The sequence below is a fragment of the Microcoleus sp. B6-A1 genome, from assembly GCF_036705085.1.
Lineage (GTDB): Bacteria > Cyanobacteriota > Cyanobacteriia > Cyanobacteriales > Microcoleaceae > Microcoleus.
The window spans coordinates 17,121-27,558 of the sequence record NZ_JAUBTU010000093.1; the positions used below are offsets into that span (position 1 = coordinate 17,121).

A 10,438-nucleotide genomic window follows, 5' to 3' on the forward strand; every position below is an offset into this window, starting at 1 on the left:
CTAATCGCAATAACTCAAATTCCCCCCCAATATTACCAAGGGATAGATCGCGATTTGATAGAGGGCGATCGTTTTTTTTCGATCCCAACCAACCCTTTAGTCGCGAACAGCGGCAGAACCAAAACAGAATATCGCGAGATATAGGAAAACCCAGAGAAAGGATGCCGCCCGAAAGAATGCAATTTCCCAGGGGAATGAGAAATTTCATCGATTCAAAAATCAGAGATTCTGTTATTCAGTCAGCATTTCGCGGCGACATCGGCAGGAATTTGGAGGCAGGCCAAATATCGGCAGCTTTGTCTATGCTGGACAAATCTTTCAGCCAAGAATTCGGGGAATATTTCGGCCTCAACATTAGCAACGAGTTGGTATCCCCAGAGGAAATTCAAAAAAACTTAGCATCGGTGGGCGCACAAACCGGCACGAAACCCAGCTTAATTTATCTGTTCTCGCAGCCCGAAGAATTAAATTTAATGCTGATCACTTCTTGCGGTGAAGTGGTTCACAAAAGTGTGCCGTCAGCGAACCGACAAGAACTTCTGAAAGTTGTAAATGAGTTCAGGGGTGAGATTACCAAACCGGGGGTGCGGGCTACTACGAGTTATCTACCATCTTCCCAACAGCTTTATAAGTGGATGATTGGGCCTTTAGAGGACAGTTTGACAAAGTGCGAAACTGATACTATTTCCTTTGTTGTCGATCGAGGTTTGAGAGGTATGCCCTTTGCTGCTTTGCACGACGGACAGCAATTTTTGGTGGAAAAGTACAATCTCAGCCTGATGCCCAGCATTAATTTAACAGATACCCGCTACGTCGATCTCAGAAATTCTCAAGTTTTAGCAATGGGTGCCTCGGAATTTTCCGAGTTGAATCCTTTGCCGGCAGTTCCTGCTGAAATAGCGGCTATTTCTAGAGAGTGGCCGGGAGTTAGTTTTCTAAATGAGGGTTTCACTTTGGAGAATTTGAAGCGACAGCATCAAAGCCGACCTTTTGGCATTATTCACTTAGCTACTCACGGCGAATTTCGACCTGGAGTACCGAATAATTCTTTTATTCAGTTGTGGAATAGTCGGCTGCGACTGGATCAATTACGGGATTTGAGATTGAATGATCCGCAGGTGAATATGTTAGTTTTAAGTGCTTGTCGGACTGCGGTGGGAGATGCACAGGCCGAGTTGGGTTTTGGGGGTTTGGCGCTGCAAGCCGGGGTGCAAACGGCTTTGGGAAGTTTGTGGTACGTGAGTGATGAAGGTACTTTGGGATTGATGAGTGAGTTTTACCAGCAGTTGAAGACGGCGCGAATTAAGGGGGCGGCCCTGCGACAAGCGCAAATTGCGATGTTGCGGGGAGATGTGCGTTTGGAGGGCGGCCGATTGCGGGGTTTGAGTCGGGGTGAGGGGGTGGAGTTGCCGGCTTCGCTGCAAGGGTTTGCGGATTTAAAGTTGTCGCATCCTTATTATTGGTCTGCTTTTGTGATGATTGGGAGTCCTTGGTAATTGGTGATTAGTGATTAGTGATTTGTTATTAGTGGGATATCAATGATTTTTTAAAAGGTCAGGAATATTTAGAACGGGAGGTTTCTCCTCACTTCGCTTTTTTGTCGCCCTCTGAGATTATGGGATTTTTGGAAACGCAAAAAGATGTGGGGGAAACGTCGATGATTCGAGGTTTTAGGCAATGGGTGAGGAGTCAAATTCAGTCAGGGGAATGAAAGGGATATTTATCTGTATGAAAACTAAAATTTTTTTTAGCTATAAATTCAAAAGAATACGCAGTCTTTCTTCTACCATCATTAATGTTGTGGGAGAAACTGTACCCCACAGTTCAAAAAATCTTTCTATACTGATCGATCGCACATCTTCACATTTAATGAAACTTCGCTGTCTAAGTCCTCCTTCTGGGGGGTTAACTTCGACGTGCCAGGGAATTCCTTTATCTTTCGATGTGACTGGTAGTACGACAACTAATCCCGAAGCACCCTGATTGAATAAATCTACAGATGTCACTAGACAGGGACGCTTGCCAGCTTGCTCTCTTCCTCGTGTTGGGTTCAAGTCAATCAGCCATATATCACCCCGTGATGGTTTGGCGGATGTCATTCTAAACCATCCTCTAAAGTGATATCCCAAGCTTCCCGTTCTTCAAGTTCTTCTTTCCAAGCTTCTGGGCGATCGCGTAAGGCAAGATAAGCTTGGTTGGCTGCTGCTAAAAACTGTTGTCTTCGGTATTGTTCTATTGCTTGTTCGAGAACTGTTTCGATTGGTTTTCCTGAGAGTGCAGAGATTTCTGCGAGGGTTTGATAAGATGTATTGCTAATTGTAACTGTAGAAGTTTGATCCATGTTACTTTTTTACTTATCTCGACTTTACGCAACTATTATAGCTTAAAAGCTTGGGGTCGCACAGGCGAGACGCCCGCGATCGCACAGGCGCACAGGCGGGATGCCCGTGCCACGAAAAAAACGCCTATATATCACAGTTAATCGACATCTAAATGCAGTTTGAGAGCAGCATTTACCAACTGCATGATTTCTTCACTCAAACTTCCCACTACATCGCTGCTAATTCGCTGTTTAGAACTTGTCCGTCCTTGCTGTGCTTGTACTTTAGAAGGTTTGGATAAACCGCTATCCTCTGGATTTAGTAGGATATCGAAAGGGGAGACACGGGTTACATTAGAGGTAATTGGTAGAATTGTAACTGTATTGGCAGCACGGTTATTAGCGTCATTGCTCACCACTAATACTGGACGGCGTTTATCTATCTCAGAACCAATCGTAGGACTGAGATTAGCGTAGTAAATTTCACCACGTTTCATCTGTCAATCCATCGGCAACTGTTAGATCCCAAGCGGAGTCTACTTCGCTAGATGCTTGTCGGTAAGCAGATTCTAGTTCTTGATTCCGCAACAATTCTAAAGCTACTTCAATTACTTGGGAAGGGGATTGGCATCCTTTAGCAATTTTGTAGCTTTCAATAAACTGTAGTAGCGATTGTGATAGGGAAATTGATATTTTTTCAGCTTGCATTATCTTAGCAATTGGTAATTACAAAGATTTTTATTTAATTCTAGCACAAGCAATAAACGGGAGTAAATTCTACTTATAGGGCGATCGCTCTTTTTGAACCGATCTATTGCACAGGCGGGACGCCCGTGCCACGATGGAGGCGGATGGATGAAAGGGCGATAGTCAAATATTCGAGCTTTTGAGAAGCAAATCGGGTTTTCTATGCCAAGTATTCAGCTCTTCTCCATCTATTACACCATTTTTTAGCCGATACACACCATAAATTTCTAGGCGTCCAGGCCATTCATTATGATTTCCACCAATCAATTGACGTTCTCCTAATACTGTCCAAATAATATCTAAATTATTTTCACTTAGAAAGTTAACCAGTTGATTTTTGGAGATTAAAAAGTTGTCGGGAGACAGTTCATCTAAAGGATTAAATGCAACAACTTCATTATTTGAATTCCTAAATTTAAAATATTCTCCTGACCATCTTAATTCCATCTTCTTCATTAGCCAAGCCGAAGGAATTAAAGCATATATTGTTTCATCAGTTGAACAATCAAAACTACTACTAAAAGAATATTGTGTTGTTGTTACAACGACTGGATAAGGTAAGTCTCCGTGTGTAATATTTGTGTCAGACTCCCAATAATTATCTGCATTCCATGTATGATAGGGTAAACCCCAAGAAAATTCGCCAATAAATATATCAGAAATTATTCCAGATTCTGGCATCCGTTTCCCTTCAAAATTTTTATCTTTTAACCATTGGTAGGTTTCTTCCATATTTTCACAACGCACAATATAGCTTCGTATCAGATACGACATTTCTCGTTGAGAAGTTTCATATTTTTCTTCTTCTAAAGGTTCTTTTTCGGCCCAACCATAATGACCTTCTAGAGTTAACCAAACTGTTCGATCGTTAGGATTAGTTAATTCAATGAGTTGACATGGATCTGGACAGTCATCTTGTTGTTTTATCCAGTCTATCTGTCCTTGTCGAGCAACTTCGTTAAATGTATAGTCAATAGGTTTTAACCAATTTTTTTTATTATTCTGTTGAGATTCAGGAATTTGTTTTAACAAAAAGGATGGATCGATATCTCGGATTCCAATCTGCCAAGTTCCTTCATAAACAGATGATGCAGATTCTTCCTCCAACCCAGAAGAAACTGTAAACTCTAAATTATCTGCCATGCAACCAAGAAATTCATGAAGGGCAATCCATTGGTATTTCTTACCAATTCGTTCTGGTTTATCTGCAGCACGACCATGACTACCACAACGCCTATCAAACCAACCGAACTTCTCAATTGTCCATCCTAATTCAAGGACTCGCTTAACAATCCAGCGTTTGGCAATAGAAGTATCGAACCGATATTCATCTTCTCTTGGATTTTCTAAAAATGGTACAACATACTTTTCAAAAAATTCTGTTTTTTCCTGGTCAATAGTGCTCAAAAAAGATTCTTTCCCAGATGTAATAGCTTCCTTTAATTCTTCGTCTGTAAACTCTTCTTCAAAAGATTCTATACGACTTTCAGGCTCTAGTTGTTTATACAAATCTACATTCTCGGATATTGTTTTATATTCTTCCCAGGCTTGTTTCTGTGTAGTTGTAAGAGAGTCTATAAATTGCTCCTCTCTTTTTTAGTGGGTTCTTTTGGCTCTCCTAATATACAGGAAGACCAGTAACGAGTACGAGATTCTATAACATACCGAGAAAAATCGCCTCCACCAAAATAGTGCATAACTGATGTGTATAGACGATCAAGGCTCCATTTAGGATCGTCTTTAAAACTCTTAAATTTAGTTTTCTTTGAAACACTTCTTAGCTGAGATATAATTAAATAATTTGAATCCCATGACTTAAATAATAAAAGTAATAGTAATAAAGGTAGATTGATGTCAAAATCAAGCTTTATTAATTCAATATATAGTTTTAATTCTTCTTCTGTTGGTAGATCGAGATTCCAATCACTTTTATAAGGGGGATGAGTTTTATCAATATCTACTTGGTCTGATAAAGTACCCAGATGATTAGCTACTTCAATAACACCACGAGCATAATCACGCAAAAGTATATGTACTGGTGGTGTACCTTCTTTAAATACCCATTCATAGATTTTGTTGGCAAGTCCTCCTATTTTTTCAGCATCATTGCTAACCATTGCGACTCCATAAGCAACAGCATAGAGACGTTCTAATACATAAATATCATCAACTTCTAAAAACTGCTCGATAACTTTGACTAAAACTTGAGGTTTTGGATGTAGCATTGAAACAAGAGCTTTTGTTGCACGATCGCGAAGAAAACGATGAGATGTTGTTAAAAACCATGTCAAAGCAATTGCACAAAGTTCGATGGATTCATCTGAGATATGGTCTTTTTCGGCTTCCCATGCCCATTCAAGTAAACGATCGACTGCCCCTTTTTTTTCATACTGATCGAATAAATAAATTGACCAAATTTCATCGCGATCTGGCATTCTGAGATTTATGAGATGACGATGAAGAGATTTTGCATTTAAAGGATGTTCAGGATCGGTAGCTACTGTCAATAGTACATTATAAACTTTTTCTTCGTTTCCTGCTTCTTGGAATATTTCATCAAGATAATCTTTGGTTTTTTGAGTAATTTTAGTGGGATTACGCCAAATAAGACTTTGTAAAAATGGATGTTCAAACCACCATAATCTAATTGATGTTAATTCCATTACTTCTTTTCCAAGTAGTTCAGGAATTTGAATAAATAAAGCTTCCAGTAAACCACTTATACTCTGTGTATTCCATCTAGCTGCTACTAACCGACCTAGCGGTTTATTTTCATCAAAAGATGTAGTTGGATTATCTTTATCTAGGTGGTTTGTCAGCAAATAACGGACTATTAAATGATCGCTAAATTTTTCATAGGGAAATTTAATAATATCAACCCTGTGATTTTGTTCTTCATATTCGTTTTCTGAGGGACGATAAATTAAATCTTCTGATAGTAGGCCCTCAGCAAGCAGGTTATAAAATAAAGTCTGTGAAAACTCTCTATTAGGCAAACAAGAATTAACAATATTTTTGGCTTCTTTTCTTTCTATCCAAGGCTGTTCTTTTTCTGCCATCTTACAGGCTAAAGAATGTACTGATTTTCGTACTAAATTGTCTTGATAATCATAATCAATTCGTTCACATAAGACCTCGTTAATTGAATCTATAAATAGATTTAAAACATCAGTAATGCCGTTAATTCCTTTAGGTATTCGTGTTAATTTACGCTTTTTAATCCCTTGACAAAGTGTTTTTAAAAAAAGTGGGTTAGAAAACTCTGGAACTAACAAAGGAACGTTAGGCTGTTCAATACCATAATAATTGAAAATTTTTTTTGTAGCACTATATTCATGGTTGGCAAATCCATGATGTTCAACTTTAACTAACTTTTCTTCTGGAACCAGGTTTTGTGGTATTGTTGCTTTCTCGTATGAAGTACGACAGCTTACTGCAATAGTAATGCGTGGATACTTATGCAAAACAGCTAATATACCTGCTAGTTCCTTTTTCCATAAACCTTTATCATCACTCTCATTAAGAGCATCAATCAAAATCATTGCATGACTACCACAAGCTTGTGCAGCAGCATCTAATGCGCCTAAAAACTCGTCACGCTGACAAGAAAGGTGCAATCTCTGCATTATTTGAATCCAAGGGTTGCCTTGACAAAAGTGCTGACCCAGTAAAATTATGGTTGGAAGTGAGTTATCCAAACGATGTTTAGCTATATCACAGAAGAGATGAGTTTTACCTGTTCCAGCTTCACCCGTAAGTAGAAGTGCGCCTTGATTACACGCAGCAGTAATATCACTGATGGCAAACTCGTAAATTTCTATTCCTATTTCTTTTACTTTTGAAATTTTATAACGAACTGTTTGTAATAAGTCTTCAATTGAACGATTAATGTCTCTATTTTCTATTTGTTCTCCTTGCTGTTCGTTATGAGATGGATTCACTTGCCAAATTTGTGTGTAACTATCATATTGCCAAACTTTTTTTGACAAACAAGCAATTGAATCAAAATCAATTGGTGACAATGCCTGTCTATCAGATGCTTTTTTCAATGCAGTGATGAGTAAGTTGACATCTTTACTCAGATCGTTTAAAGAGTTAGCTACCTTAGGAACTTTCTTCTGTAAGTCTTCTGATGGCTTCTTGGCATCTTTCCACTTTCGACAAAGCTGACTGTATAAGTTATCAATGCGGTCAAAGAAAATATCTGTTCTAGCAAGTCCTTCAAATATTTGAGCTTCTGGTAAATAAACATGAATTTCTGGTGTGTATCGTGGGCCAGCATTTTCTTTAACTTCTTGAAAACGCTGAATCATCCATTCATTAGTTAGTTCTTGTTTATTAAACCAAAAATAGGCACGACCAGCATACTGAGGTTGTGGGCGAGAAAGCCTTTCAAGAATTTCTGATTCTCCCCAATAGACAAACTGAACAGTCATATGACGTTCTTTAGCCCATCCTTCCCATGTTTGAACACGCTCATCCCAGCGATCCATTTGGGATTTTTCTCCGTCCTTGCGTCCTTCAGTACGGTTAATGGGCAAACAGACTATATATTCAATTAAATTTGGATGTTTATCCAAGGCCGCTTTAACGGATTTATCAATTTGTACCCATTGGCTATCTCCCAATTTATCAGGAAAATATTTTGTTTGCCAAGCCTTCTCATTTCCATTAGGTAATCGCCAGTAACATTCAACACCAGCATCTCCTCCAGCACCCGATTTGCGACGAAAAATAGAGTCTTTTGGTACTTCCTCAAATGATGCAAGTTGACAGCATAGTTCTTCAAATCCTTCATGTTGACTACCTTTGTGAGTGCGAATGTCTTTGAAATCGATTTTAGTCATTACTAATACTCTCCTAGACAAAACTAACGTTCTACTTAGCTAACCTCGGATTCACGGACAGGCTTATATTTTATTCATCTGCCAGATCGAGTACATAAAAATGACTGCTGAGTAATGACTAATGACTGCTGACTAAAGCCTGCCGCTGAGCCTCCAACAATTCCTGAATCCCGGTTTCTGCCAAATCCAAAATTTGATTTAACTGACTCCGACTAAAACTTCCTTCTTCCGCAGTTCCCTGAACTTCGATGATGTTCAAATCTCCATTCATTACCACATTACAATCAATTTCTGCCGCCACATCTTCAAGATAATTCAAATCTAAAAATGGCTCGCCTTCCAAAAGCCCCACAGACACCGCCGCTACTTGACGAATAATGGGCGATCGCACCAAATCACCTTTTTGCACCAACTTATTCAAAGCATCAGCCACAGCCACAAACCCGCCAGTAATTGAAGTCGTGCGAGTCCCAGCGTCCGCTTGCAAAACATCCGCATCCACAAGTATCGTGCGTTCTCCCAAGAGTTGCATATCCAAGCACGATCGCAAACTGCGCCCAATCAACCGCTGAATCTCTTGAGTCCGTCCCGATAATTTCATAAATTCCCGCTCTTGTCGCTGCGGCGTAGAACCCGGCAACATTCGGTATTCCGCTGTCAGCCAACCTTGTCCGGTATTCTCCAAAAATCTAGGCACTCCCGGCTTGATTGTAACGCTGCAAAGTACCTGAGTATCGCCACTTTTCGCCAGTACGGAACCGCTAGCAAATTTGGTAAACTGTCGATCGAAACTAATCGGACGAAGTTGATTTGGTTGTCTGCCATCTGGACGCTGGAAAGACATAATATTTAGGTGATTGGTAATGGGTAATTAGGCATTAAAACTTTAAAAATTGGTATTAATCTTCCGGTTTTTTTGCTCCGGTAAATATGCAGTCATTCAATCTAAAATCTAAAATCTAAAATCTTATGCCGATTGGCCCTTAGCCTCGATTAATTTGAGAATATCCTGCTGGACTTGTTGTGGAGATTGGTTGCCATCAACAGTTAACAGTTTGTTGCGGTATTCGTAATACTCTAAAAGAGGAATAGTGCGTTCGTGGAACAAATCCAGCCGACGCTGTAATATTTCAGGATGGTCATCCGATCGATCGCGCTCGATCGACCTACTCAGCAAAACCTCGATCGGCACTTTCAACAAAATCGCCCAATCTAGCTGCTGAGCCAAATCGTCCAACAAAAAATCCAACTCCTCAGCTTGAAAAGCCGTTCGCGGATAGCCCTCCAGCACCCAGCCATTAAAGACATCCCACAGCAGCAGCCGGCGGCGAAAGAATTCAATCATAGTTGCGTCGGGAACTAATTCCCCTCTTTCGACATAAGACACCGCCAGCTTGCCTAAATCTGTATCTTCTGCGATCGCCTCCCGTAGAATGTCCCCCACAGCCAGCAAAGGAAGGCTCAAATTGCTGCACAGTAGTTCAGCCTGAGTTCCCTTTCCCGCTCCTGGCCCTCCCAGAATCACCACTCTCACAGTCCCTGCTCCTAGTGCCGCGACATTCAAATTTTACGCGATGTGTGTACTTTTTCTTCACAGTCCTGGACTTCCCAAGACTCTCATCGCCTTGCTTTTTCACCCTCTAACTCTCTAACTGGGGCGATCCCCGCCGTATTTTGGTAAAAAACCCCGTTTCTCCCTAAGTGCTAATTGAGTTCAAAAATCCCACAAACGACTGCGAATGCCACTGCAGCGAGCTTTTGACAACTTGTATATATAGTGTTTGATCCGATGTGCACTCGGCCCAGTACACTATATATTGTCAAGCAGGCTTCAGCCACGCCAAGGTCGGAGCTGCACTCAAGACTTAGTTGCTGATTAAATATTGCCCTATGGTTGCTCAGTTACAAACCCCTAAACTCAATTTAACCCACAGCTTGCCCTACACAGTTCAAGGGCTGGTGCAAGTTTTTACAGGCCCGCACCGCTGCTTTTTTACCAGTGTCATGGCTCAGGCCCTCAGAATTGCAGGACAGGGAGCTCCGGTGCTGGCGGTGCAGTTCCTCAAAGGGGGAATTAATCAAGGGCACCAGCATCCGGTGCGACTGGGGCAAAATTTAGATTGGATGCGCTGCGATTTGTCACGCTGCATTGAGAATGCCGATTTAGATGAGCTGGAGACGCGATCGATCGAACAATTGTGGCAGTATGTTCAAAATGCGGTGCGCGAAGGTCGTTATGCCTTAGTTATTCTCGATGAATTGAGTTTAGCGGTTAATTTGGGCTTGATTCCCGAAGCAGAAGTGGTGGCATTGATTGACAACAAGCCGCATCATTTGGATATGATTTTTACTGGGCCATCCATGCCCCAAAGAATTTTGGATGTTGCCGACCAAATTACTGAAATTCGCCGCAGTTAAGGACAATGATTCAAGTTGCGATCGCCTGTTTAGGAATGAGAATTAAATAACTTCCACTCTTGAAAGTGGGATGGGCGTCCCGCCCGTCCAAAAAGGACGGGCGGGA

General features: G+C 40.9%; 10 protein-coding genes. 2 read left to right on the top strand and 8 right to left on the bottom strand.

What is annotated here, in order from left to right; translation table 11 throughout:
• Nucleotides 1-1,496, top strand: a 1,496-nt coding sequence (locus QUB11_RS25665) for a CHAT domain-containing protein (RefSeq protein ID WP_333392016.1), incomplete at its 5' end; no start/stop codon positions are given.
• A 255-nt stretch (nt 1,497-1,751) separates the two neighbouring features.
• On the opposite strand, the gene QUB11_RS25670 is transcribed toward QUB11_RS25665, so the two are convergent.
• From QUB11_RS25670 to QUB11_RS25705, 8 genes are all read right to left on the bottom strand, one after another.
• Entirely contained in the window at nt 1,752-2,099 is a 348-nt protein-coding gene (locus tag QUB11_RS25670) for a type II toxin-antitoxin system PemK/MazF family toxin (protein WP_333179692.1), read from the bottom strand.
• A complete protein-coding gene (locus tag QUB11_RS25675) occupies nt 2,096-2,341 on the bottom strand; it encodes a hypothetical protein (protein ID WP_333205238.1) in 246 nt (81 codons plus the stop codon). Before QUB11_RS25675 ends, QUB11_RS25670 begins: the two co-directional genes overlap by 4 nt.
• A gap of 137 nt (nt 2,342-2,478) precedes the next feature.
• On the bottom strand, nt 2,479-2,817 hold the full coding sequence (locus QUB11_RS25680; protein ID WP_333205240.1) for a type II toxin-antitoxin system PemK/MazF family toxin: 339 nt from the start codon (nt 2,815-2,817) through the stop codon (nt 2,479-2,481).
• Nucleotides 2,804-3,028 (bottom strand): CopG family transcriptional regulator, encoded by a 225-nt coding sequence (locus QUB11_RS25685; RefSeq protein ID WP_333205242.1) that lies wholly within the window; start codon nt 3,026-3,028, stop codon nt 2,804-2,806. The genes QUB11_RS25680 and QUB11_RS25685 overlap by 14 nt, the downstream gene beginning before the upstream one ends.
• A gap of 162 nt (nt 3,029-3,190) precedes the next feature.
• Nucleotides 3,191-4,576, bottom strand: a complete 1,386-nt coding sequence (locus QUB11_RS25690; RefSeq protein WP_333205244.1) for a hypothetical protein — start codon at nt 4,574-4,576, stop codon at nt 3,191-3,193.
• A gap of 65 nt (nt 4,577-4,641) precedes the next feature.
• Entirely contained in the window at nt 4,642-7,914 is a 3,273-nt protein-coding gene (locus QUB11_RS25695; protein ID WP_333205246.1) for a hypothetical protein, read from the bottom strand.
• A 118-nt stretch (nt 7,915-8,032) separates the two neighbouring features.
• Entirely contained in the window at nt 8,033-8,758 is a 726-nt protein-coding gene (gene rph, locus QUB11_RS25700; RefSeq protein WP_333205248.1) for a ribonuclease PH, read from the bottom strand.
• Between the two features lie 123 nt (nt 8,759-8,881).
• Entirely contained in the window at nt 8,882-9,448 is a 567-nt protein-coding gene (locus QUB11_RS25705; RefSeq protein ID WP_333205271.1) for a nucleoside monophosphate kinase, read from the bottom strand.
• A 356-nt stretch (nt 9,449-9,804) separates the two neighbouring features.
• Here QUB11_RS25705 and QUB11_RS25710 point away from each other — a divergent pair, with 356 nt between their 5' ends.
• Nucleotides 9,805-10,332 (top strand): P-loop NTPase family protein, encoded by a 528-nt coding sequence (locus QUB11_RS25710; protein WP_333057848.1) that lies wholly within the window; start codon nt 9,805-9,807, stop codon nt 10,330-10,332.
• Nucleotides 10,333-10,438 lie beyond the last annotated feature (106 nt).

Bases quoted from the DNA above. Each gene is read 5' to 3' on its own strand.
- QUB11_RS25670 (WP_333179692.1), bottom strand. From the start codon at position 2,099: ATGACATCCGCCAAACCATCACGGGGTGATATATGGCTGATTGACTTG.
- QUB11_RS25675 (WP_333205238.1), bottom strand. From the start codon at position 2,341: ATGGATCAAACTTCTACAGTTACAATTAGCAATACATCTTATCAAACC.
- QUB11_RS25680 (WP_333205240.1), bottom strand. From the start codon at position 2,817: ATGAAACGTGGTGAAATTTACTACGCTAATCTCAGTCCTACGATTGGT.
- QUB11_RS25685 (WP_333205242.1), bottom strand. From the start codon at position 3,028: ATGCAAGCTGAAAAAATATCAATTTCCCTATCACAATCGCTACTACAG.
- QUB11_RS25695 (WP_333205246.1), bottom strand. From the start codon at position 7,914: ATGACTAAAATCGATTTCAAAGACATTCGCACTCACAAAGGTAGTCAA.
- rph (WP_333205248.1), bottom strand. From the start codon at position 8,758: ATGTCTTTCCAGCGTCCAGATGGCAGACAACCAAATCAACTTCGTCCG.
- QUB11_RS25710 (WP_333057848.1), top strand. From the start codon at position 9,805: ATGGTTGCTCAGTTACAAACCCCTAAACTCAATTTAACCCACAGCTTG.